The organism is Nocardia sp. N2S4-5 (assembly GCF_044628355.1).
Lineage (GTDB): Bacteria > Actinomycetota > Actinomycetes > Mycobacteriales > Mycobacteriaceae > Nocardia > Nocardia wallacei_B.
In genome coordinates this window covers 6,068,522-6,089,645 of sequence record NZ_JBIUPM010000001.1, presented here as the reverse complement: position 1 = coordinate 6,089,645, position 21,124 = coordinate 6,068,522, and the positions used below count along the sequence as shown (strand labels likewise).

The 21,124-nt window shown below is 69.2% G+C and carries 25 protein-coding genes; 12 read left to right on the top strand and 13 right to left on the bottom strand.

Annotation, left to right across the window (positions count from 1 at the left end):
• Positions 1-55 precede the first annotated feature (55 nt).
• Complete coding sequence (locus ACFMRZ_RS28040; RefSeq protein WP_400181367.1) at positions 56-1,102, bottom strand: AraC family transcriptional regulator; 1,047 nt, start codon at positions 1,100-1,102, stop codon at positions 56-58.
• Positions 1,103-1,339: 237 nt separating this feature from the next.
• Here ACFMRZ_RS28040 and ACFMRZ_RS28035 point away from each other — a divergent pair, with 237 nt between their 5' ends.
• From ACFMRZ_RS28035 to ACFMRZ_RS28020, 4 genes are all read left to right on the top strand, one after another.
• The gene (locus ACFMRZ_RS28035) at positions 1,340-2,563 is read left to right on the top strand and encodes an MFS transporter (RefSeq protein WP_400181366.1); all 1,224 of its coding nucleotides are present in this window, start codon (positions 1,340-1,342) and stop codon (positions 2,561-2,563) included.
• A 10-nt stretch (positions 2,564-2,573) separates the two neighbouring features.
• Complete coding sequence (locus ACFMRZ_RS28030) at positions 2,574-3,149, top strand: TetR/AcrR family transcriptional regulator (protein WP_400181365.1); 576 nt, start codon at positions 2,574-2,576, stop codon at positions 3,147-3,149.
• 72 nt (positions 3,150-3,221) lie between these two features.
• Complete coding sequence (locus ACFMRZ_RS28025; RefSeq protein WP_400181364.1) at positions 3,222-4,010, top strand: oxidoreductase; 789 nt, start codon at positions 3,222-3,224, stop codon at positions 4,008-4,010.
• A 24-nt stretch (positions 4,011-4,034) separates the two neighbouring features.
• A complete protein-coding gene (locus ACFMRZ_RS28020) occupies positions 4,035-4,298 on the top strand; it encodes a hypothetical protein (protein WP_400181363.1) in 264 nt (87 codons plus the stop codon).
• 13 nt (positions 4,299-4,311) lie between these two features.
• On the opposite strand, the gene ACFMRZ_RS28015 is transcribed toward ACFMRZ_RS28020, so the two are convergent.
• A complete protein-coding gene (locus ACFMRZ_RS28015) occupies positions 4,312-4,596 on the bottom strand; it encodes a hypothetical protein (RefSeq protein ID WP_342213874.1) in 285 nt (94 codons plus the stop codon).
• A 203-nt stretch (positions 4,597-4,799) separates the two neighbouring features.
• On the opposite strand from ACFMRZ_RS28015, the gene ACFMRZ_RS28010 reads away from it, so the two are divergent.
• The gene (locus ACFMRZ_RS28010; protein ID WP_400181362.1) at positions 4,800-5,600 is read left to right on the top strand and encodes a maleylpyruvate isomerase family mycothiol-dependent enzyme; all 801 of its coding nucleotides are present in this window, start codon (positions 4,800-4,802) and stop codon (positions 5,598-5,600) included.
• A gap of 66 nt (positions 5,601-5,666) precedes the next feature.
• Here the strand turns inward: ACFMRZ_RS28010 and ACFMRZ_RS28005 are convergent, their stop codons facing one another.
• The 3 genes from ACFMRZ_RS28005 to ACFMRZ_RS27995 are packed head-to-tail and all read right to left on the bottom strand — an operon-like array spanning position 5,667 to position 8,533.
• Positions 5,667-7,079 carry an NAD(P)(+) transhydrogenase (Re/Si-specific) subunit beta gene (locus ACFMRZ_RS28005; RefSeq protein ID WP_400181361.1) on the bottom strand — a complete coding sequence of 471 codons (1,413 nt, stop codon included), beginning with the start codon at positions 7,077-7,079 and terminating at the stop codon, positions 5,667-5,669.
• Positions 7,080-7,082: 3 nt separating this feature from the next.
• Positions 7,083-7,406: an NAD(P) transhydrogenase subunit alpha gene (locus ACFMRZ_RS28000; protein ID WP_400181360.1), complete on the bottom strand. Its 324-nt coding sequence runs from the start codon at positions 7,404-7,406 to the stop codon at positions 7,083-7,085.
• Positions 7,406-8,533 carry a Re/Si-specific NAD(P)(+) transhydrogenase subunit alpha gene (locus ACFMRZ_RS27995; protein WP_280274764.1) on the bottom strand — a complete coding sequence of 376 codons (1,128 nt, stop codon included), beginning with the start codon at positions 8,531-8,533 and terminating at the stop codon, positions 7,406-7,408. The genes ACFMRZ_RS28000 and ACFMRZ_RS27995 overlap by 1 nt, the downstream gene beginning before the upstream one ends.
• A gap of 269 nt (positions 8,534-8,802) precedes the next feature.
• Between ACFMRZ_RS27995 and ACFMRZ_RS27990 the strand changes: the two genes are divergently transcribed.
• The 3 genes from ACFMRZ_RS27990 to ACFMRZ_RS27980 are packed head-to-tail and all read left to right on the top strand — an operon-like array spanning position 8,803 to position 10,743.
• Positions 8,803-9,252 (top strand): HIT domain-containing protein, encoded by a 450-nt coding sequence (locus tag ACFMRZ_RS27990; protein ID WP_400181359.1) that lies wholly within the window; start codon positions 8,803-8,805, stop codon positions 9,250-9,252.
• Entirely contained in the window at positions 9,249-10,073 is an 825-nt protein-coding gene (locus ACFMRZ_RS27985) for a maleylpyruvate isomerase family mycothiol-dependent enzyme (RefSeq protein WP_400181358.1), read from the top strand. Before ACFMRZ_RS27990 ends, ACFMRZ_RS27985 begins: the two co-directional genes overlap by 4 nt.
• 1 nt (position 10,074) lies before the next feature.
• Positions 10,075-10,743: a Type 1 glutamine amidotransferase-like domain-containing protein gene (locus tag ACFMRZ_RS27980; RefSeq protein ID WP_400181357.1), complete on the top strand. Its 669-nt coding sequence runs from the start codon at positions 10,075-10,077 to the stop codon at positions 10,741-10,743.
• Here ACFMRZ_RS27980 and ACFMRZ_RS27975 read toward each other — a convergent pair.
• Positions 10,721-11,320, bottom strand: coding sequence for a TetR family transcriptional regulator (locus tag ACFMRZ_RS27975; RefSeq protein WP_400181356.1), 600 nt, complete (start codon positions 11,318-11,320; stop codon positions 10,721-10,723). The genes ACFMRZ_RS27980 and ACFMRZ_RS27975 overlap by 23 nt on opposite strands.
• Before the next feature lie 115 nt (positions 11,321-11,435).
• Between ACFMRZ_RS27975 and ACFMRZ_RS27970 the strand changes: the two genes are divergently transcribed.
• Complete coding sequence (locus ACFMRZ_RS27970; RefSeq protein WP_400182990.1) at positions 11,436-12,890, top strand: MFS transporter; 1,455 nt, start codon at positions 11,436-11,438, stop codon at positions 12,888-12,890.
• A 73-nt stretch (positions 12,891-12,963) separates the two neighbouring features.
• On the opposite strand, the gene ACFMRZ_RS27965 is transcribed toward ACFMRZ_RS27970, so the two are convergent.
• Positions 12,964-13,284 carry a co-chaperone GroES gene (locus ACFMRZ_RS27965; RefSeq protein ID WP_280274769.1) on the bottom strand — a complete coding sequence of 107 codons (321 nt, stop codon included), beginning with the start codon at positions 13,282-13,284 and terminating at the stop codon, positions 12,964-12,966.
• A 41-nt stretch (positions 13,285-13,325) separates the two neighbouring features.
• On the opposite strand from ACFMRZ_RS27965, the gene ACFMRZ_RS27960 reads away from it, so the two are divergent.
• Both ACFMRZ_RS27960 and ACFMRZ_RS27955 read left to right on the top strand, forming a co-directional pair.
• A complete protein-coding gene (locus ACFMRZ_RS27960; RefSeq protein WP_400181355.1) occupies positions 13,326-14,684 on the top strand; it encodes an FAD-binding oxidoreductase in 1,359 nt (452 codons plus the stop codon).
• A 39-nt stretch (positions 14,685-14,723) separates the two neighbouring features.
• Positions 14,724-15,014 carry a GNAT family N-acetyltransferase gene (locus ACFMRZ_RS27955; RefSeq protein WP_280274771.1) on the top strand — a complete coding sequence of 97 codons (291 nt, stop codon included), beginning with the start codon at positions 14,724-14,726 and terminating at the stop codon, positions 15,012-15,014.
• Positions 15,015-15,029: 15 nt separating this feature from the next.
• Here ACFMRZ_RS27955 and ACFMRZ_RS27950 read toward each other — a convergent pair whose 3' ends face one another.
• From ACFMRZ_RS27950 to ACFMRZ_RS27930, 5 genes are all read right to left on the bottom strand, one after another.
• The gene (locus ACFMRZ_RS27950) at positions 15,030-15,368 is read right to left on the bottom strand and encodes a hypothetical protein (protein ID WP_280274772.1); all 339 of its coding nucleotides are present in this window, start codon (positions 15,366-15,368) and stop codon (positions 15,030-15,032) included.
• Between the two features lie 98 nt (positions 15,369-15,466).
• Complete coding sequence (locus ACFMRZ_RS27945) at positions 15,467-16,624, bottom strand: acyl-CoA dehydrogenase (RefSeq protein ID WP_400181354.1); 1,158 nt, start codon at positions 16,622-16,624, stop codon at positions 15,467-15,469.
• A 171-nt stretch (positions 16,625-16,795) separates the two neighbouring features.
• Positions 16,796-17,449 (bottom strand): TetR family transcriptional regulator, encoded by a 654-nt coding sequence (locus tag ACFMRZ_RS27940; RefSeq protein WP_400181353.1) that lies wholly within the window; start codon positions 17,447-17,449, stop codon positions 16,796-16,798.
• A gap of 15 nt (positions 17,450-17,464) precedes the next feature.
• On the bottom strand, positions 17,465-17,968 hold the full coding sequence (gene purE / locus ACFMRZ_RS27935; protein ID WP_280274775.1) for a 5-(carboxyamino)imidazole ribonucleotide mutase: 504 nt from the start codon (positions 17,966-17,968) through the stop codon (positions 17,465-17,467).
• On the bottom strand, positions 17,961-19,133 hold the full coding sequence (locus tag ACFMRZ_RS27930) for a 5-(carboxyamino)imidazole ribonucleotide synthase (protein WP_400181352.1): 1,173 nt from the start codon (positions 19,131-19,133) through the stop codon (positions 17,961-17,963). Before ACFMRZ_RS27930 ends, purE begins: the two co-directional genes overlap by 8 nt.
• 121 nt (positions 19,134-19,254) lie before the next feature.
• Between ACFMRZ_RS27930 and ACFMRZ_RS27925 the strand changes: the two genes are divergently transcribed.
• On the top strand, positions 19,255-19,800 hold the full coding sequence (locus ACFMRZ_RS27925; RefSeq protein WP_280274777.1) for a GtrA family protein: 546 nt from the start codon (positions 19,255-19,257) through the stop codon (positions 19,798-19,800).
• Between the two features lie 4 nt (positions 19,801-19,804).
• On the opposite strand, the gene ACFMRZ_RS27920 is transcribed toward ACFMRZ_RS27925, so the two are convergent.
• Positions 19,805-21,118 carry a HAMP domain-containing sensor histidine kinase gene (locus tag ACFMRZ_RS27920; RefSeq protein ID WP_280274778.1) on the bottom strand — a complete coding sequence of 438 codons (1,314 nt, stop codon included), beginning with the start codon at positions 21,116-21,118 and terminating at the stop codon, positions 19,805-19,807.
• Positions 21,119-21,124: the final 6 nt, after the last annotated feature.

The window sequence follows — 21,124 nt, the reverse complement described above, 5'->3', positions numbered from 1 at the left end:
TAGTCCTGCTGCGTCGTCACCCGGCCGACAATAGCCAGGCCGCCGCCCGAACCGGTCAGTGCCCGGCGGAGGATGCCCGCGCGAGGGGGTCGGTCCCGCGCTCGGCCGACATCCCGCTCTGCCGGTGCTCGCGCGGGCTGCGGCCGTAATGCCGCTTGAACGCCGTGCTCAGCGCGAAGGCGCTGCCGTAGCCGACGCGCCGGGCGATGGACTCGACCGTGGCGTCGGAATCCTGCAGCAGATCCGCGGCCAGGGCCAGACGCCAGTCGGTGAGGAAGGCCATCGGCGGCTCTCCGACCAGATCGGTGAAACGCCGCGCGAGCGCCGCCCGGGACACGCCGACCTCGGTGGCCAGCGCGGCGACCGTCCAGGGGTGCGCCGGATTGTTCTGCAGCAGGCGCAGGGCCTTGCCCACCAGCGGATCCGCGTAGGCGTGGTACCAGGCCGGCGCGTCGTTACGGGAGAACCAGGCGCGCAGGGTGGCGATGAGCAGCAGATCCAGCAGGCGATCCAGCATGGCGCCCTGCGCCGGTCGATCCTTGGCGCTCTCCTCGACCAGCAGATCCAGTACCGGACTGTCGAGTTCGGCCCGGGGCAGCACGATCAGCGGTGGCAGGGCGCGCAGCAGGCGGCGGCTGGCGGCGCTCTCCTGCTCGTAGGTGCCGGTGACGAGCATGGTCGCGGCGTCCGGATTCGGGCCCCAGCCGCGCACCCCGAGATTCCACACCTCGCACAGCACCTCACCCTCGGGCGTCGTGGTGATCTGGCCGGGGTTGATGTACACCTGCGGCGCCGTGGCCGGATCGTCGGCGACGGTGTAATGGTCGGGGCCGCGAATGATCGCCACGTCGCCCTCGCGCAGCTGCCGGGGCGCGGTCGTGCCGGCGCCGGGGAAGCCAACGCGACCCAGTTGCGCCGATTCCGCGCTGCCCGCGCCGCTGTGTGGATCCGGGAGCACCCAGCCACTGCCCCGGACCAGCGCCACCACCGTCAGCGGCGACTCGTCCCGGACACGGAGCGACCAGGGCGGGTCGAGCAGCGACCGCATGACGAACGCGCCACGCGCCCGCGGGCCCTCGAGCAGGCTTTCCAGCGGATCCACCCTCAAACCTTGGCAGATGACCAGGGGCTTCTCAACCCCGGTGCGTCCGTCCGCCCGCGACCCTGATTTTGCGGGCCGGAACTTGTCGGTGCCCCGCCCTAGAATTGAGGCGAAACCGGTTGAACCGGGACACTATTCGGCACCTGCCCGCCGGCGTCGACGAGGCCGTGGGCGGCAGGGCAACGGGGAGCTGCCGGGCAAGGCCGCGGGTGCGGCCGTGCCGGTACCGTCGAATCAATGGCTGCTTCGACGCTCGCTCCCCCGGTCCGGATGGCCCGCGCCGCGGTCTTCGTGGTGTTCGGGCTCAACGGGTTTCTGGCCGCCATGTGGGTGGTGCACATCCCGGCGATCACCGAGCGCGCCCACGTGTCGAACGCGACGCTGGGCATGCTGATCCTGCTCATGGCGGGCAGCGGCATCGCCGGTATGCAGGCCGCCGGCCCGCTGGCCGACCGCTTCGGCAGTCGTGTGCTGGTGGCCGCGGCGGCGTGCTGGCTGTCGGTGGCGGTGCTCGGCCCGGGGCTGGCGACGAACCCGTGGTCGCTGGCCGTGGCGCTGGCGGCCTTCGGCTTCGGCAACGGCGCGCTGGACGTGTCGATGAATACCCAAGCCGTCCAGGTCGAACGCGAATACCCGCGGCCGATCATGTCGGCCTTCCACGCGCTGTTCTCCTGCGGCGGCCTGGCCGGTTCGCTGGTCGGCGCCGCGGCCCTGCACCGCGACTGGGATCCACGCGCGACGCTGACCCTCGCGGGGGCGATCGGGCTCGCCCTGACAGCAGGGTGCACGAAAAGACTGCTCCCCCACACCGGACCCCCACCCGCGAGCGCACCGGCCGATATCCCACGCGGGAGCGCGCTGCCGGTGAGTCCGTCGGACGACTCCTCCGCGCCACGCCGATTCCGCGCGTCCCGCAAGGTGTTCGCGCTCGCCGCCGTCGCTTTCGCGCTGCTGATGACCGAGGGGGTGGCCAACGACTGGAGTGCGTTGCAATTGCGCGAGCATCTCGGGGCGGACGAGGCGACCGCGGCGCTGGCGTTCGGCGCGTTCTCCACGACGATGACCGTCGGACGGTTCGGCGCGGATCGGGTCAGCGGGCGCTACGGGCCGGTCGCGGTGGTCCGCTGGGGGGCGCTGCTGGCCGCCGCCGGACTGGTGTTGATCATCGCCTCGATGTGGGTGCCGCTGACCTTGTGCGGCTGGGCGCTGCTGGGTATCGGGCTCGCCGGCGGCGTACCCCAGATCTTCAGCGCCGCAGGCAATCTGGGTACAACGACGGCCGCGACCGACATGTCGCGGGTGTTCAGCCTCGGATATCTCGGCTTCCTCGCGGGGCCGTCGGTCATCGGCTGGCTGTCCGAGCCCACCTCGCTGACCACCGCCCTGATCTTCCCGCTCGTACTGGTGGTGCTGTGCGCGTGCTTCGCGTCAATAGTTGACCCCGAGGACAAAAACTCGTAGGGTCGGTCGCATGGCCAGACCGCGCAATTTCGAACCGGAGACGGTGATCGATCTGGCGATGGAGACGTTCTGGACCCACGGCTACGCCAATACCTCCCCGGCGCAGCTCGCCGAGTGCACGGGCATCGGAAAAGGCAGCCTGTACAACACTTTCGGCAGCAAACGGGAACTGTTCGCCCGCGTCCTCGAGCGCTACGACCGGATGGGCTCCGAGCTGGCGGCCGAGTTCATGTCCCGACCCGGCGGCACCCGCGAATGCCTGCGCGCGTTCCTGCGCTTCCTCGTCGACACCGACACGTCCCAGCCCGTCCGGCGCGGCTGCCTGGCGGTGAACACGGCCACCGAGTTCGCCGCCCAGGACCCGGAGATCACCGCGGCCGTCCGGGCGATGCAGGAACACACCACGGCCGCCTTGGCCGCCCGCATCGACCAGGGCCGCCACGACGGCGATGTGCCGCGCGACACCGACCCCCGGGCGGCCGCGGAATTCCTCATGAACACCATCGTCGGCCTGCGAGTACTGGCCAAGACCAACGACATTCGCACCCTGCACCGAATCATCGAGACCGCACTGACCACGATCTGACACCCCCGCCGCGCAACGCGGCCCTTCTTCCTGCCCTAGTTTTTGACCCGTAGTTCAAGAAAGGACCATCTCATGGAACTCGACCTGACCGGCAAGACCGCCGTCGTCACCGGCGCCGGCCGCGGCATCGGACTGGCCGTCGCCGAAGCGCTGACCGCGGAGGGCGCGCGCGTGGTGGGCGCCGCGCGCACCATTACACCGGAACTCGAAAAGGCCAGTGTCGCAGCCGTTTCGGCGGATCTCGGGACGGCCGACGGCGCGGCCGCGTTGATCGACGCCGCCCTGACCGAGCTGGGCGGCATCGACATTCTGGTCAACAATGTCGGCGGCGGTGACGCGGATCGCTTGGGGCTCGGCGGATTTCTCGACGTCTCCGACGAGCAGTGGCGAATTCTGTTCGACCTCAACCTGTTCAGCGCGGTCTGGGCCACCCGGGCGGCGCTGCCGAGCCTGCTGGAGCGCCGAGGCGCGATCGTCAACGTGTCCTCGATCAACGCCCAACTCCCGGCGGCCGGTCCGGTCGGCTACAGCGAGGCGAAGGCCGCGCTCTCCAATCTCGGCAAGCGGCTCAGCGAGGAGTTCGGGCCGCGCGGCGTACGGGTCAACACCGTGTCCCCCGGCGTGGTGGGCACCCCGCTGTGGCGGGATCCGAGCGGTTTCGGCGCCAAACTCGCCGAGTCGCAGGGTATTTCGCACGAGCAGTTGCTGGCGAGCATCGGCGAGCAGTTCGGCATCGCCTCCGGCCGGATCTCCGAGCCCGAGGAGGTCGCGGCGCTGATCGCGTTCCTGGTGTCGCCCCGGGCCGCCAATATCGTCGGCGCCGACTACGTCATCGACGGCGGCACATTGAAGACCGCGTGAGCCGCAACCCGCTACAGTGCGGGAATGTTCGACAATCGCCGTCTCGAGCGCCTCGAGCGCAAACTCGATCTGATCATGCGTCACTTGCAGATCACCGACCCCGACGCGCCGCAGCACATCTCCTCGACCGTCGCGCCGGGCGAAGGAATCCGGAATGCGGAGATCGATGAATTGCTGGCGCAGGGGAAGAAGATCCAGGCCATCAAGGTCTACCGGGACCTTCATCCCGAACTGGGGCTGAAGCAGGCCAAGGACGCCATCGAGGCGCGCGAGCGGCGATACTTCTGAGCCGGGCCGCGCGCTACCGGGTCTCGGTCCGGTGGAACGACAGCTCGGGCCACGGCGGGCGGCGCAGCACAGCGAGCGTGGCGAGGGTGGCCGACACCAGGCCCGTCAGCACCGCGATGAGGGCGATCCGGCCCTCGTCGACGGCGGGCCTCCAGGTCACCTCGCCCGCGTGCACCACGAATACGCCGACGGGACGCAGCCCGGGCCGGAACAGGCCCGGCCGGGCCACCGTGATCACCGTGGACCCGTCCGGCGTCTCGTGCGGGACGCCGTAGACCAGCGAAGCGTCGACGGTCACCGAAAGATCGTGCTTCTCGCGCAGCGTCATTCCCGCCCTTTCGAACAGCGCGGCGAGCCGACCTCGACGCGGTGAGCCATACCCGGCCAGCGTAACGCCGCGCGACTCGGCCCGACAGCGGCAACTCCAGCAGCGGCAGCCGAATTCGCTGACGGCACAAGCCCGCTGTGCCCGGCGGGACCCGCATCGGCATGATGGTGATCATGACCGATTACCCCAACGGGCTGCTGACGGCGGCCGACTATCAGGTGCGGCTGCAGCAGGCGGCCGACTCGATGGTCGCGGCGATACAGGCGGGACCGCTGGACGCGATCGTGCCGGCTTGCCCGGGCTGGACCCTTCGCGACCTCGTCGTCCATGTCGGCGAGGTGCATCAGTGGGCGCGTGCCAATATCACCGACCCCGAGATCACCGACCTCGAGCGAGCGCCCCGGCACACCGCTGTCCCGCCGAGCCCCGACGAGGACCTGTCTGCTTGGTACCGGCGCTGTTTCGACGAACTGGCCGAGGTCCTGGAGTCGACCGATCCGGCGACGCCCGCTTGGACCATGCAGCCGTCGAACCGCACGGCCGGGTTCTGGTCGCGCCGGCAGTGCCACGAACTCGCCATGCACGTCGTCGATGCCCGGCAGGCGCAGAACGCGGTCACGTACTACGAAACCGATCTCGCCGTCGACGGGCTGTCGGAGATCTTCGACGTGTGGGTGTACCGCCGGTCGGCTTGGCGGGTGCCGCCCGTGGATCTGGCTGCGCCGGTTGAGGTTTCCTGCACCGACCGGGACGCACGCTGGGTGCTGACGCCGACCGGTTCCGCCGAACCACCGGAGTACGAGGCGTTCGGGCCGACCCCGCCGGCGACGGCGCCCGCTCCCGCGGCGGTGGTCCGGGCCGAATCGGCACAGCTGCTGCTGATGTTCTGGGGACGCGCCGATCGGTCGTCGGTCAGCATCGACGGCGACCCGGAACTGGTCCGGCGACTGCTGGATTCGCGCATCACGCCCTGATCGGTCCGGAAAAGGCAACGGCCCGCACCCCTTTCGGTAGTGCGGGCCGCTGCATATCCGGAATGCCTACAGCGCCTTGAGTTCCTCGGTGACCGCGCCGACGGACTTCTTCGCGTCGCCGAACAGCATGGAGGTGTGGTCGGCGTAGAACAGCGGGTTGTCGATGCCCGCGAAACCGGAGTTCATCGACCGCTTCAGCACGATCACGCTCCTGGCCTGATCGACGTTGAGCACCGGCATGCCATAGATCGGGCTCGAGGAGTCCTCCCGCGCGGCCGGGTTGGTGACGTCGTTGGCGCCGATCACCAAAGCCACATCGGTGCGGGAGAATTCGCCGTTGATGTCGTCCATTTCCTTGAGCGCGTCGTAGGACACCTCCGCCTCGGCCAGCAGCACGTTCATATGGCCGGGCATGCGGCCCGCGACCGGGTGAATGGCGTACTTGACCTCGACGCCCTTGGCCTCGAGCAGGTTCGCCATCTCCTTGACCGCGTGCTGGGCCTGGGCCACGGCCATGCCGTAGCCGGGGACCACGATGACCTGATTGGCGTAGGCCATCTGAATCGCGGCATCGGCGGCGCTGGTGGCCTTGGCCTGCTTCTGTTCGCCGCCACCGGCCCCGGGAGCCGTTCCGCCGCCGCCGAATCCGCCCGCCACGATCGCCGGGATGGAGCGGTTCATGGCCTTGGCCATCAGGTTGGTCAGAATCGAACCGGACGCGCCGACGATCATGCCGGCCACGATCATGGCGGTGTTGTTCAGCGCCAGACCCGCTGCCGCGGCGGACAATCCGGTCAGCGCGTTCAGCAGCGAGATGACCACGGGCATGTCGGCGCCGCCGATGGGCAGCACCACCATCAGCCCGAGCACCGCGGCCAGCACGAGCAACAGCACCATCCACCAGCCCGGCGCACCGTCACCGGTGGCGCCGACGCCGATCACCACTGCCGCCGCGACGGCGCCGAGCAGCAGCAGAATGTTCAAGGGCTGCTGGAGTTTTCCGGCGCCGATCGGCTTGCCGGGCAGGATCTCCTGGAGCTTGCCGAACGCGATCAGCGAGCCCCAGAACGAGATCGAGCCGATGATCGCCGCGAACAGCGACGCCACCACGATGTGCACGGTCGGCTCTTCCGGGATGCGCGAAAAGCCTTCGGTATTCAGGAATTCCGACCACGCGATGAGCGCGACGGTGCCGCCGCCGACACCGTTGAACGCGGCCACCAACTGCGGCATCGCCGTCATCTTGGTGAACTTCGCCGGCGGCACACCGAGCACCACACCGACGACCAGGCCCGCGACGATCAGAATCCAGTTGCCGGTGTCGCGCACCGCGATCAGGGTCGCGATCACTGCGATACCCATGCCGACCGCGGCGATCCAGTTGCCGCGCACCGCCGTCTTCGGGCCGGTCAGGCCCATCAGGCCGTAGATGAACAGCGCGAACGCGACGATATAGAGAATGTTGACCAGGTTGTCCATGGGTTACTTCCCCGCCTTCGCGTTCGCACCCGTACCGGGCTTCTTGCCCTTGAACATGCCCAGCATCCGGTCGGTCACGACGAAGCCGCCGATGACGTTGAGGGTTCCGAACACCACGGCCACGAACAGAATGATCTGCGTCGCCACCGACGGGTCCTCGACGCGGCCCAGGGTGACCAGCGCACCCAGCACCACGATGCCGTGAATGGCGTTGGTCCCCGACATCAGCGGGGTGTGCAGCGTATTCGGGACCTTCGAGATCACGGCGAAGCCGACGAACCCCGACAGCACCAGAATCGCGATATTGGCCAGCAATTCGGTGTACATCAGCTCTGCTCCTTCTCCGCCTCGCGGGTGACGCAGGAATCGGCGAGCACCTGGTCCTCGAAATCGGGCGCCAGCTTGCCGTCGACCACCATCAGCTCCAGCAGGGCGGCGATGTTCTTCGAGTACAACTCCGAGGCGTGCTCGGGCATGGTCGCGGGCAGATTCAGCGGGGACGCGATGGTGACCTCGTGCTTGACCACCGTCTCGCCCGGCTCGGTCAGCTCGCAGTTGCCGCCGGTCTCACCGGCCAGGTCCACGATCACGCTGCCGGGCTTCATGCCCTCCACCGCGGCCGCGGTCACCAGCCGCGGCGCGGGCCGCCCGGGGACCAGCGCGGTGGTGATCACCACGTCGAAGCCCTTGATGGCGTCCTCGAGGGCCTGCTGCTGCTTCGCCTTCTCCTCGTCGGTGAGTTCGCGGGCGTAACCGCCCTCACCGGCGGCATCGATGCCCAGATCGAGCCACTGCGCGCCCACCGAGCGGACCTGATCGGCGACCTCGGGCCGCACGTCGTATCCGGTGGTCCGGGCGCCGAGCCGCTTCGCGGTGGCCAGCGCCTGCAGGCCCGCCACGCCCACGCCGAGCACCAGCACCGTCGCGGGTTTCACCGTGCCCGCGGCCGTGGTCAGCATCGGGAAGAACCGCGTCGACTCCGACGCCGCCAACAGCACCGCCTTGTAGCCCGACACGTTCGCCTGCGAGGACAACGCGTCCATCGCCTGTGCCCGCGAAATGCGCGGGATCGCCTCCACCGCGAAGGACTGCACTCCCGCGGCCCGCAACGCGCCGATCTTGTTGTCGGCGTTGCGCGGAGCGAGGAACCCGATCAGCGTCTGTCCCGCGGACAGCTTCGCGATCTCGGCATCGCTCGGCGGCGCGACCTTCGCGATCACCTCCGCCGACCACGGGTCGCCGATGGTGGCGCCCGCCTCGACATAGGCCTCGTCGGGGATCAGCGCGCCCAGTCCGGCACCGGACTCGACGACCACCCGCACCCCCAGCTTCTGCAGGGCAGGAACGATCTTCGGCACCAACGCGACGCGTCGCTCGCCGGCGCCCGATTCGCGCACGACTCCGACAGACGTCCCGCGCGGCGCGTCCGCGTCTGCGCTTTGCGTTGTCTCCACTGGTCAACTTCCTTACTCGTGGTGGCAGCTGGCCCCCGACACCATGGTGGGCCGCTGTGCCCGGTCAAGTTTTCCGGAACTTACTTTTCAGTAGGTTCCAGCGAATCCTCGCAACTGTACCCGGCACGCGGTGAGCGTAGCCGAGATCAACGTCACATGGTGAGGGCGCATTCCTCCCTATTGCCGGAATTAAGGGGTACGCGGCAGGCCGGAGAATCGCCGAGGCCGCGGGCTGTCACCGAGCGGTCGTACGCCGTAATGTCGGGCGGGTGAGTGGCTGTATCTTCTGCGGCATCGTCGCGGGCACCGCACCGGCGACCAAGGTCTACGAGGACGAGAACCTGTGCGCGTTCCTCGACATCCGGCCCATCACCCGCGGGCACACGCTGGTGATCCCCAAGCAGCACGCCACCAATCTGGACGATCTGGAGCACGAACTCGGCGCGCGGATCTTCACCCTCGGGCACCGCCTCGCCAAGGCGCTGCGCCGCAGCGATCTCGCCGCAGACGGCGCGAATCTGCTGCTGAACGACGGCAAGTCGGCCTTCCAGACGGTGCATCACGTCCACCTGCACGTGGTGCCGCGCCGGCGGGGCGACCTGTTCACCTTCGCCCGCGGCTTCGTGCTGCGCCGTCCGCACGAACCCGCGGCCACCGCCGCCGCCATCCGCGCCGGACTGGACCGGCTCGATACCGAGGAGAGGGAGACTCGCGCATGAGCACGCCGCCACCGAACCACGCCGAACTCACCGCCGCGCTGTCCGAGCAGTGGGACGCGCTGGCCCAGTTGGTCGCCGAGCTGGACGAAAAGGCTTGGCGCACACCGACAGCGCTACCCGGCTGGACCGTTTTCGACGTCATCGCCCACGTCATCGGCATCGAATCCATGCTGCTGGGCCTGCCGGCTCCGCGGCTCGACACCGACGTGCGCGGATTCGAGCACGTGCGCAACGAGATCGGCGCGCTCAACGAGGTCGCGATCGAGTCGCGGCGCGGTCGGTCCGGCGCCGAGTTGCTCGGTGAATTCCGCGAGGTGACCGACCGGCGGCGGAAAGCCTTGGCGGAGACGAGTGCCGACGCCTGGGCCGCACTCACCGAATCCCCCGTCGGCACCGTGCCTTACGGGCGATTCATGCGGGTCCGGTTGTTCGACTGCTGGATGCACGAGCAGGATATCGCCGACGCCCTCGGCGTCACCGTGGACGAGGGCGGGCCGCGCGCGGAGTTCGCCTTCGCCGAGCTGATTCCCACCATCGGCCGCGCGGTGGTGAAAAAGGCGCAGGCGCCGGACGGTGCACAGCTCACCATCGCGCTCACCGGTCCCGTGACCCGGCAGCTGCACATCGTCGTGGACGGCCGCGCCGAGCTGGTCGACGCCCTGGACGGTCCCGCGACCGTGACCATCGAGCTGTCCTCCGGGCTGTTCGCCCGCTTGCGCGGCGGGCGCACCGACGCCGACGCCCACCTCGACGAATTCACCATCGTCGGCGACAAGGAACTGGGCGACCGGCTGATCCGCAACCTCGCCTTCACCATCTGAGATGCGACTGTTCCTGTCCAGCTACAGATTCGGCGCGCACTACGACCGGCTCGCCGCCTTGATCGGCACGCCCGGCCGGGTGGCGGTGATCCCGAACGCCTGTGACGCGTGGCCCGCGATGTGGCAGGGCGCCGTCAGCAGTGACGTGAATCCCTTGCGGCGGTTGGGTTTCCGGCCCGACGTGGTCGATCTGCGCGAATACGTCGGGCGGCCGGAGGAATTGGAGCAGGTCCTGCGTGGCTACCCGATGCTGTGGGTGCGCGGGGGTAATACGTTCGTGCTGCGAGCCCAATTCGCCCGCAGCGCGGCCGATCTGGTGCTTGCCCGGCTGCTCGCCGAGGACGCGCTGGTCTACGCCGGCTACAGCGCGGGGGCCTGCCTGCTCACGCCGGACCTGCACGGCCTGGAGGAGGCCGACGACCCGGACGAGGTCCTCCCCGCCTGTGGCATCGAAACCCGCTGGGACGGGCTGGGTTTGGTGGACCACCGCATCGTCCCGCATGTGAATTCCCCCGGCACCGATCCCGACGGCTGTGGCGACCGTCTCGCCGAGCGCTTCCGCGCCGAAGGGGTCCCGCACTGGGCGCTTACCGACGACGACGCGGTGATCGTCGATGGCGAGCGGATCGACGTGCTGACGTCGGATATCACTCCCCCTGGGGCGCAGTAGGTTTCGCCGCCACCACCCGCCGGACCGCGTCCTTGAGCCACGAGCGCCACGCCTCGGGGTCGTCGTCCTCGCCGATCACGAAGCGGGCCGACTGCGGGAGCGCCTCGCGATAGTTGATCATGCCGGTCAGCAGGGTGAGCAGATAGCCGGCGGGCAGATCGGGCCGCAGTAGTCCGCGCCGCTGCGCGTCCTCCACCTTGGTGGTCTTGTCCAGGTAGCGGGCGGCGCGCAGTTCACCGGCCGAGACCTCGTCCGGATCGAGTTCGAGGGCCTCCCACATCTGCAAGCGCAGGAACTCCGGGTGCTTGCGGTGATAGTCGATGTGCGCGTCGACCCACGCGTCGATGTCGTCGATATCGGTCGACACCGAGGCCGCCACGTCCAGCATCGCCTTCTCCAGCACCTGGTGGAACAGCTGCTGTTTGTCGCCGAAGTAGGCATAGATCAGCTGCTTGTTGGCCTTGGCGTTGCGGGCGATGCGGTCCACGCGCGCACCGGCGATCCCGTAGGCGGCGAACTCCTGCGTGGCCGCGTCGAAGATGCGGGCCCGGGTTGCCTCGGGATCTCTGGGGGACATGCTCCGATGGTAACCAACCAATTGGTTGACAAGAATCCGGCGGGACTGGAATAGTTGCAACCAACCGGTTAGTTACATACTTTCGTCACCCAGATTCCGGGAGCACGACGTGTCCATGCTCGAATCTCCTTCCGTCCCAACCACTGTCGCCCCTGCCGGACCGGCGCCGTACGCCGCGCGGTGGCGGGTGCTGCCGGTGGTGCTGAGCGCCGTATTCATGGCGATGTTCGACTGGTTCGTGGTCAATGTCGCGGCCTCCTCGCTGCAAACCGACCTGCACGCCGGGGAGGCCGCGCTGGAGCTGATCGTCGGCGGTTACGGCTTCGCCTTCGCCTCCGGCCTGATCACCGGCGGGCGACTCGGCGACCTGCACGGCCATCGCCGGTTGTTCGCGATCGGCATGGTCGCCTTCGCGGCCGCCTCACTGCTGTGCGGACTCGCGCCCAACGCCTGGGCGCTGGTGGTGTTCCGCGTCCTGCAGGGCGGGACGGCGGCGCTGATGGTGCCGCAGATGCTGGCGCTGATCAACACCATGTTCCCGGCCGCCGAGCGGCCGCGGGCGATGGCCGCCTACGGCGCGACCATCGGCACCGGCGCGGTCGCCGGGCAGGTGCTCGGCGGCGTACTGCTGGACGCCGACCTGTTCGGCTGGGGCTGGCGCACGATCTTCTACATCAATGTGCCGGTCGGGCTGGCGGCCGCCGGGCTGGCCGCGCGCTGGCTGCCGCGGCACGAGCGCACGCACCGGCCGAAGCTGGATCCCATAGGGGCCGTGGGTATTTCGGCGGCGCTCGCGCTGGTGCTGGTGCCGATCACGCTCGGTCGCACGGCGGGCTGGCCGCTCTGGACGTGGGTGTCGATGGCGGCCGCGGTCCCGGTGCTGGCGATCACGCTGCGCTACGAGAATGTGCTCGCGCGCCGCGGCGGTGAGCCGGTGCTCGATCTGACGATGGTGCGGGAGCGGGTGTTCCGGTCGGGCCTGGTGATCTCCGGCGGATATCTCACCTTCTTCGCCGGGTTCATGCTGTGCCTGACCCTGCTGCTGCAGAACGGGCTCGGCCTGGCGCCGCTGCCCGCCGGGCTGGCCTTCGCGCCGCTCGGGCTGTGCTTCGCGGGCAGCTCGTTCTTCCTGGCTCGCCGGGTCGCCGATCGGATCGGCAACCGGGTCATGGTGGCGGGCACGATCACCAGCCTGGTCGGCCTGGCGCTCACGCTGGCCGCTCTGACCTGGTACGGCCGCGACCTGAGCCCGCTCGCTCTGATCCCCGGCATGATGATCGTGGGCATCGGCAACGGCCTGACCATTCCGTCGGCCATCGGCGCGGTGCTGTCCTCGGGTATTCCGCCGAACCGCGCGGGCATGGCCGCGGGTGTCCTCACCACCGCCCAGCAGTTCGGCAATGCCATCGGCGCCACGGTCCTCGGCACCATCTTCTTCTCGGCCCTCGGATCCGCAAGCGGCACCGGCGATTACGTGACCGCCATGCAAGCAGCCGCCCTGGCGGGGCTCGTCGTCCTGGCCATTGTGTTGGCGGCCGCCTTCACGTTGCCGCGGCGTGCCACCCACTGATCACCTTGCCCCGTCATCCCGGCGAAGAGCATGCCGGGATGACGGGATGAAACGCGCTCGCGGGGAACCACAATTACAGATACAGGCCGGTGCCGTGTTCCGGGCGTTCGCTCGCCACGGCGTGCAGGTCGCGTTCGCGCAGGACGAGGTACGGGTGGCCCTGGACCTCCACCTCGAACTGGTCCTCGGCGCTGAACAGGACCCGATCGCCGACCGCGACGCTGCGCACGTGCGAGCCCACTCCGGACACCTCGCCCCAGATGAGCCGCTTGGCCACCTGCGCCGTGGCCGGAATCAGAATGCCTCCGCTGCTGCGTCGCTCACCGGGCTCCTGCGCCACGCGCACCATGACCCGATCGTGCAGCATCTGGATCTCTAGCTTGGCATCGGACACCGCGGCAGTGTACCGGCACCGGACGACGTAGTTTCGGGGGTGTGGATCCGAACACCCTCGCCGCGCAGCTTCCCGACGGCGTGCTCGTCACCGACCCGGACGTCCTCACCGGATATCGCCAGGACCGCGCGCTCGACCCCGCCGCGGCCATGCCGGCCGCGCTGCTCCGCCCGCGCACGACCGAGCAGGTCGCGACCATCCTGCGGTGGGCGCACGAACACCGGGTTCCGGTCGTGCCGCGGGGCGCGGGCACCGGCCTGTCGGGCGGGGCGACGGCACAGGCCGGGGCCCTGCTGCTGAGCACCGAGCGCATGCGCGACATCACGGTCGACCCGGTGACCCGCACCGCGGTGGTCCAGCCCGGCCTGCTGAACGCCGAGGTCAAGCGGGCCGTCGCGGAACACGGCCTGTGGTATCCGCCGGATCCGTCCTCGTTCGAGATCTGCTCGATCGGCGGCAATGCCGCCACCAACGCCGGTGGGCTGTGCTGCGTGAAGTACGGCGTCACTACCGATTACATCCTCGGCATGGAGGTGGTGCTGGCCGACGGCACCCCCGTGCACCTGGGCGGTCCGCGATTGAAGGACTCCGCGGGCCTGGCCCTGACGAAACTGTTCGTCGGCAGCGAGGGCACCCTCGGGGTGATCACCGAACTCACCCTGCGCCTGCTGCCCGCACAACCGCCGCAGAGCACGGTGGTCGCGTCGTTCGCCACGCTGACCGCCGCGACCGACGCGATCCTCGCCGTCACGGCCCGGCTGCGCCCGTCGATGCTGGAGTTCATGGACGCGGTGGCGATCAACGCCGTCGAGGACGAACTGCGGATGGGCCTGGACCGTTCGGCCGCGGGGCTGCTGGTGGCCCGCTCCGACGCACCCGGCCGCTACGCCGCCGAGGAGGCCGCCGTCATCGTCGCCGCCTGCGAACAGGCCGGTGCCACAGAGGTTTTCAGCACCGAGGACCCGGAGGAGGGCGAAGCCTTCACCGCCGCACGGCGATTCGCCATACCCGCGGTGGAACGCAAAGGGCCGCTACTGCTCGAGGACGTCGGGGTGCCGCTGCCGCGGCTCGGCGAACTGATCACCGGCATCGCCGAGATCGCCGCCCGCCGCGACGTGCTGGTGTCGGTGATCGCGCACGCCGGCGACGGCAACACCCACCCGCTGATCGTGCACGACCCGGCCGATGCCGACCAGAGCGCCCGCGCCCATCAGGCCTTCGGAGAGATCATGGACCTGGCCATCGCGCTGGGCGGCACCATCACCGGCGAGCACGGCGTGGGCAGGCTGAAGAAGGCGTGGCTGCCCGACCAGCTCGGCCCGGACGTGATGGCGCTGACCCGCCGCGTCAAGGACGCGCTGGACCCGCACGGCATCCTGAACCCGGGCGCTGTGCTGTAGGACTGGAACAACAGCCGCCATCGAGGAGTTTTACCGACCATGACCACCAGGTTCGAGCACAATGTCGAGGCCACCCGCTACGAGGTCTACCTCGACGACACCCTCGCCGGTTACGCCGACTACAGCGAGCGGACCACCGGCGATCGGAAGGTCCGGGATTTCCAGCACACGCTGACGTTCCCCGAATTCCGCGGGCGGGGCGTGGCGGCTCAGGTCGTGGAATTCGCCCTGCGCGATACGCGCGAGGCGGGATTCGCCGTCGTACCCACCTGCTGGTACGTCGAGCAGTTCATCGGCGAGCATCGGGAGTACGCCGATCTGGTCGCGTAGTTCCGCACCGACCGGCTAGTTCCGGGCGGGCGAGCCACCCTTCGCGGGACTCTTGCGCCGCCACACCAGAAACTGCCGGTCGGTCACGCTCCCCATCGCCTCCACCACTTTGGTGTTGTCGAAACCCGGCAGCCGTTGCAGCCGGACCAGGAAACCGGAGTCGGCCGCCGAATGCGGCACCACACAGCCGTTACCCTTCGCGCCGATCAACACGAAAAAGACATCGTCGGCGAACGGTCCGTCCGCCGTGGTGATGATCCGCACCTCCGTAAGATCGTGCCACGCAACCTCTTCGATCCGTCCGTTGTCCAGCGTGCGCCGGACGAATCTGTCGTTGATCTCGACGCCGGCCATGCCTCAATAGTGCTCCGTGCACGGCCGGTCCGATAGCCCTAATTCGCCCGATTGCGACTGAAATTACCGATGTAAGAACAGATCTGGGCGGTCGAGATTCACCGGAGGATTGCGCGCGACATGACCATGCGCTGAATCTGGTTGGTGCCCTCGTAGATCTGCGTGATCTTGGCATCGCGCATCATTCGCTCGACCGGGAAGTCGGTGGTGTAACCGGCGCCGCCGAACAACTGCACGGCATTCGTGGTGACCTCCATCGCCACATCCGAGGCGAAACACTTCGACGCCGCGGAGATGAAACCGAGGTTCTTCTCGCCGCGCTCGGCGCGGGCCGCGGAGGTGTAGACCATCAGTCGCGCGGCCTCCACCTTCATGGCCATATCGGCGAGCATGAACTGGGTGTTCTGGAAATCGGCGATCGCCTTGCCGAACTGCTTGCGGTCCTTGGTGTAGGCGATCGCGGCGTCCAGCGCGCCCTGCGCCAGGCCCACGGCCTGCGCGCCGATGGTGGGGCGGGTGTGGTCGAGCGTCTCGAGGGCGGTCTTGAAGCCGGTGCCCTCGGCGCCGATGATCCGGTCGCCCGGGATGCGGCAGTTCTCGAAGTACAGCTCCGCGGTCGGCGAGCCCTTGATGCCCAGCTTGTGCTCGAGCGGGCCGACGACGAAGCCCGGGTCGTCCTTGTGCACCATGAACGCCGAGATGCCGTTGGCGCCCTTGTCCGGATCGGTCACCGCCATCACGGTGTACCAGGTGGACTGGCCGCCGTTGGTGATCCAGCACTTGGAGCCGTTGATCACCCAGTCGTCGCCGTCGCGGCGGGCCCGGGTGCGCATGCTCGCGGCGTCGGAGCCGGCCTCCCGCTCGGACAGGCAGTAGGAGGCCATCTTCCCGTCGACGAGGTCGGCGAGCACCTGGTGCTTGAGTTCCTCCGAGCCCTTCAGGATCAGGCCCATGGTGCCGAGCTTGTTGACCGCCGGGATCAGCGACGACGAGCCACACACCCGCGCAACCTCCTCGATCACGATGCAGGTCGCGACCGAGTCGGCGCCCTGGCCGCCGTAGGTCTCGGGGACGTGCACGGCGTTGAACCCGGCGGCGTTGAGCGCCTCCAGGGCCTCCTGCGGGAACCGGGCCTGCTCGTCGACGGCCTTCGCGTGCGGCGCGATCTCCTTCTCGGCCAGGCCGCGGATGGCCTCGCGCAGTTCGTTGTGGATGTCGTCGAGTTTGAACAGGTCGAAGTCGGGATTGCCCGCCATGGGTTCACTCCTGGTCGTCGGGTCGGAATCGCCTGGTTCCGCAAATCGTCAGCAGGTTCGGCACTCAGTGCCATCGAGGATTGAGTATACGCCGCGATATCGCAGCCACATGCGCCTATGTCCGGCAGATCACCTGGCACTGAGTGTCACCGGGGTGACTCGGTACCGTCCCTACAGGTTACCGAGCCGATGCGACAGCAGGTCGGCAATCCGGCGGGGTGGCATGTCCCGCGGAAACACCGCCACCACCAGCTCCTCCGACTGCTCCCGCCCGGCCCGCGGGATCGCGGCCAGCGCCGCGCGCAGGTCCGACGCGGCGGCCTCGCCCTCGCCCCGCACCATGCGGCGCAGCAGATAGTTGTGCGTCGCCGTGACGGCCGCGGTGAACTGGATCAACGTCAGATCCGGCGCCTGCGGCAGCCGCCGCCGCAAATAGTCGGTGAACAGCCGCTCGTACCGGAACACGGTGACGATCTCGCGATCGCGCAGCGCCGGGACTTGACGGACCACCCGGTAGCGCCGCGCGGCCAGCTCGCGCGTCTGGGTGAACCGCTCGAACACCCCGACCACCGCCTCCGCCACCGCATCCCACGGATCACCCTGCGCCGCAGCGAGATACGCCTGCGCCTGCGCCAATTGCGCCTCGTGGTCCGCGAAAACGACATCCTCCTTGGACCGGAACTGCCGGAAGAAGGTGCGCCGCGAGATGCCCGCGGCCTCGGCGATCTCGTCGACCGTCGTTGCCTCGTAACCCTTTTCGGCGAACAGCCGCAGTGCGTGATCGACGACGGCGAGCTTGAAACCGGAGTCCCCGGCGGTGCTCATCGGCGGGCCGCCCGCTCAGCCGAGCAGCCGGGCGCGCAGCGCGTCGTCCTTCTCCAGCACCAGCTGCTCCAGCCCGGCCTGGAATTGTTCCATGCGCGAACGCAATTCGGCGTCGGCGGCGGCGAGGATGCGGACCGCCAGCAGCCCGGCGTTGCGCGCACCACCGACCGAGACCGTGGCCACCGGCACCCCGGCGGGCATCTGCACGATCGACAGCAGCGAGTCCAGGCCGTCGAGGTACTTCAGCGGCACCGGCACACCGATCACCGGCAGCGGCGTCGCGGCGGCCACCATGCCCGGCAGGTGCGCGGCGCCACCGGCGCCGGCGATGATCACCCGGATGCCGCGCTCCGCCGCGCCGCGGGCGTAGTCGAGCATGCGCTGGGGCGTGCGGTGCGCCGAGACCACCCCGACCTCGAAGCGAATGCCGAACTCCGCCAACGCTTCCGCCGCCGCCTCCATCGTCGGCCAGTCGGAGTCGCTGCCCATGATCAGGCCGACCTGCACTGTGTCACTCATGGGGATCCCATCCGTCGGTCCATACCGCGTGCGACATCCACTGTGCCGCTCGCTCGGCCTTCTCGCGCACCTCGGCCACGTCGTCACCGAGAATGTTGACATGCCCGATCTTGCGGTCGGGCCGCTCGCCCTTGCCGTACAGGTGCACCCGCGCCTCGGGCAGGCGCGCGAACAGGTGATGCAGCCGCTCGTCCATCGACATCGCCGGGGCCTCGGGGGCGCCCAGGATGTTGGCCATCACCGTGACCGGCGCCAGCGGCGTGGTGTCGCCGAGCGGGTAGTCCAGCACCGCCCGCAGGTGCTGTTCGAACTGGCCGGTCACCGCGCCGTCCATGCTCCAGTGCCCGGAGTTGTGCGGCCGCATCGCCAGCTCGTTCACCAGCAGCTCGCCGGCGTGGGTCTCGAACAACTCCACCGCCATCGCGCCGGTCACACCCAGTTCGGCGGCCAGCCCGAGCGCCAGCGCGGAGGCCGCGGCCGCCGCGTCCTCGGACAGGCCGGGCGCGGGCGCGATCACCACCGCGCACTGGCCCTTGCGCTGCACGGTCTCCACCACCGGCCACACGGCGGCCTGACCGAACGGGGAGCGCGCCACCATGGCCGACAGCTCCCGGCGCAGTTCCACCTTCTGCTCGGCGAGCAGCGTGACGCCCTTCGACAGCTGGTCGCGGGCGATCGACTCCGCTTCCGCGGCCGACTCCGGCATCCACACACCCCGGCCGTCGTAGCCACCGCGCACCGCCTTCAGCACGCAGGGCCAGCCGTGCTGGTCGCCGAACGCCACCACGTCGGCGACGGACTCGACTGCGACGAAGGCCGGGGCGGGGATGTCCAACTCGGCCAGGCGGCGGCGCATGGCCAGCTTGTCCTGGGCGTAGACCAGCGCCTGCGGGGGCGGCTGCACGTTCACACCCTCGGCGACCAGGGCGCGCAGGTGCTCGGTCGGCACGTGCTCGTGGTCGAAGGTGAGCGCGTGCGAACCGACCGCCGCCTTGCGCAAGGCGGCCAGATCGGTGTGCGAACCCAGCACGACCTCGGGAGTGACCTGGGCGGCCGGGTCGTCGAGGCGCTCGGCGAGCACGCGCAGGCGCTGGCCCAGCGCGACGGCCGCCTGGTGGGTCATCCGCGCCAGCTGGCCACCGCCGACCATGGTCACGGTCGGCATCACAGAAGCATCGAAGGGACGGGTACTGGGCTCGTTCACGGCCCCCAATATTGTCATGGCACCGCCCTCGCAACTGCGGTCGGGTTGGTTGCCGAAAAATCGAGCGACGTAGACTCGGTCCGTGTCAATCGTCGACAACGTGGTCAGCGCCCTACCCAGAACGCTTCGGGATCTCGCCTATCGCCATCACGAACTGATCAAGTTCGCGATTGTGGGGGCCACCACGTTCGTCATCGACAGCGGCATCTTCTACATCCTCAAATTGACGGTACTGTCGCCGAAGCCGGTTACCGCCAAGATCATTTCGGGTGTCATCGCGGTCATCGCCTCCTACATTCTCAACCGGGAATGGTCGTTCAAGGGGCGCGGCGGTCGCGAGAAACACCACGAGGCCCTCCTGTTCTTCGCCGTCAGCGGCATCGGCGTGGTCCTGAGCTTCCTGCCGCTGTGGGTATCGCGCTACTGGCTCGACCTCCAGGTCCCCCACATCAGCCTGGCCGCCGAGAACATCTCCGACTTCCTCAGCGCCTACCTGGTCGGCAATATCCTCCAGATGGTCTTCCGATTCTGGTCCATGCGCCGCTGGGTCTTCCCGAACGAAATCGACACGCTCGTAGAAGAATTCGAGGAATTGTACGAAGAGGAAGAGCAGCTCGGGCACAGCTGATTCGTCATCGCGGTTCGCTGGTCGCGGTGCCGTTCTCGCCCTTCGCCGCGCTGGGCTTGCCCAGGAATATCGCGAAGAGGGCGGGGCGGCGGCGGTGTAGTTCGAGGCGGCCGCCGTCGGCCTCGATCAGGGCGCGGGCCAGGGCCAGGCCGACGCCGGTGGATCCGGCGCCGGAGAAGCCGCGGTCGAAGATGTGCGGGGCGAGGTCGTCGCTGACGCCGTCGCCCTCGTCGGCCACCTCGACGGCTACCAGGGGTTCGCGGTCGGGGCCGCCGTAGACGGTGCGTACCGACACCGTGCAGTCGCCGCCGCCGTGCATCAGGGCGTTGTCGACCAGCACCGCCAGCGCCTCGCGCAGCCGGGAGCCGGTCACCGGGGCGGTCAGGGTGGGGTCGCCGGACAGGATCAGCTTGCGGCCCGCCTCGGTGAACGGGTGCCGCCATTCGGCCACCACACCGCGCAGTTCCTCCACCACGGGCACCGGGTCGCGGTCGGCGGCGCCCTCGTCGCGGGAGGCGCGCACCAGATCGTCGATGGCCTCGGTCAGGCGGTCGACCTGCGCCATCGCCTCCTCGGCCTCGTGCACCACATCCGGATCGTCGTGCACCGACAGCTCGTCCAGCCGCAGCCGCACCGCGGTCAGGCGGCTGCGCAACTGATGCGAGACATCGGCGACCAGCGCGTGCTCGCGTTGCAGCCGCCCGGCGATCTCGACGGCGGCCGCATCCAATACGTCGGACACGCGATCCAGTTCCGTGATGCCGTGCCGCCGCGCGTCCAGCCGGAAGTCGCCGACCGCGATCCGCGCGGCGCGGGCCGCGACATCGCGCAGCGGATCGGCCACCCGGCGCGCGGTCACCACCGCCACCGCCGCACCCGCCGCCAGCGAGGCCAATGCCACCAGCGCCACCGCGCCGACCGCCTGCCGCTGCATCGAATGCATCGGCGCCGCCGGAACTTCCAGGCGCAGCGAACCCGAGGTGCCCATGGACAGCGACTCCACCACCGGGTCGTCCACCCCCGGCACGCCCGCGTCGACGCGCATCGCGGAATCCTCCGGCGTCGGATACACGACCGTGAGACGCCCGCCGGGCGGGATCAGCGGCCGCACCGAGCGCAGGTCCAGCGCGCCGTGCACCTGCCCGTCGTCACGCTCCTGGGCGACGATCTCCACGGCCATCCGGTCCAGCCGCGCCCGCAGGTCGCCGCGGGTGATGTCGGCCACCCACTGCCAGGCGGTAAAGCCGAGCGGGATGCCCAGCACCACCGTGGTGAGGGTCAGGGCAGCGAGCATCGACAACAGTATTCGGCGGCGCATGGGCTC

Excerpts from the sequence above, each read along its gene's own strand:
- ACFMRZ_RS27980 (WP_400181357.1), top strand. The coding sequence starts at position 10,075 with ATGCGACTGTTCCTGTCCAGCTACAGATTCGGCGCGCACTACGACCGG.
- ACFMRZ_RS27985 (WP_400181358.1), top strand. The coding sequence starts at position 9,249 with ATGAGCACGCCGCCACCGAACCACGCCGAACTCACCGCCGCGCTGTCC.
- purE (WP_280274775.1), bottom strand. The coding sequence starts at position 17,968 with ATGAGTGACACAGTGCAGGTCGGCCTGATCATGGGCAGCGACTCCGAC.
- ACFMRZ_RS28000 (WP_400181360.1), bottom strand. The coding sequence starts at position 7,406 with ATGTACACCGAATTGCTGGCCAATATCGCGATTCTGGTGCTGTCGGGG.
- ACFMRZ_RS27975 (WP_400181356.1), bottom strand. The coding sequence starts at position 11,320 with ATGTCCCCCAGAGATCCCGAGGCAACCCGGGCCCGCATCTTCGACGCG.
- ACFMRZ_RS27940 (WP_400181353.1), bottom strand. The coding sequence starts at position 17,449 with ATGAGCACCGCCGGGGACTCCGGTTTCAAGCTCGCCGTCGTCGATCAC.
- ACFMRZ_RS27930 (WP_400181352.1), bottom strand. The coding sequence starts at position 19,133 with ATGCCGACCGTGACCATGGTCGGCGGTGGCCAGCTGGCGCGGATGACC.
- ACFMRZ_RS28005 (WP_400181361.1), bottom strand. The coding sequence starts at position 7,079 with ATGGACAACCTGGTCAACATTCTCTATATCGTCGCGTTCGCGCTGTTC.
- ACFMRZ_RS28035 (WP_400181366.1), top strand. The coding sequence starts at position 1,340 with ATGGCTGCTTCGACGCTCGCTCCCCCGGTCCGGATGGCCCGCGCCGCG.
- ACFMRZ_RS27920 (WP_280274778.1), bottom strand. The coding sequence starts at position 21,118 with ATGCGCCGCCGAATACTGTTGTCGATGCTCGCTGCCCTGACCCTCACC.
- ACFMRZ_RS27955 (WP_280274771.1), top strand. The coding sequence starts at position 14,724 with ATGACCACCAGGTTCGAGCACAATGTCGAGGCCACCCGCTACGAGGTC.
- ACFMRZ_RS28025 (WP_400181364.1), top strand. The coding sequence starts at position 3,222 with ATGGAACTCGACCTGACCGGCAAGACCGCCGTCGTCACCGGCGCCGGC.
- ACFMRZ_RS28030 (WP_400181365.1), top strand. The coding sequence starts at position 2,574 with ATGGCCAGACCGCGCAATTTCGAACCGGAGACGGTGATCGATCTGGCG.
- ACFMRZ_RS28010 (WP_400181362.1), top strand. The coding sequence starts at position 4,800 with ATGACCGATTACCCCAACGGGCTGCTGACGGCGGCCGACTATCAGGTG.
- ACFMRZ_RS27945 (WP_400181354.1), bottom strand. The coding sequence starts at position 16,624 with ATGGCGGGCAATCCCGACTTCGACCTGTTCAAACTCGACGACATCCAC.
- ACFMRZ_RS27950 (WP_280274772.1), bottom strand. The coding sequence starts at position 15,368 with ATGGCCGGCGTCGAGATCAACGACAGATTCGTCCGGCGCACGCTGGAC.
- ACFMRZ_RS27970 (WP_400182990.1), top strand. The coding sequence starts at position 11,436 with ATGCTCGAATCTCCTTCCGTCCCAACCACTGTCGCCCCTGCCGGACCG.
- ACFMRZ_RS28020 (WP_400181363.1), top strand. The coding sequence starts at position 4,035 with ATGTTCGACAATCGCCGTCTCGAGCGCCTCGAGCGCAAACTCGATCTG.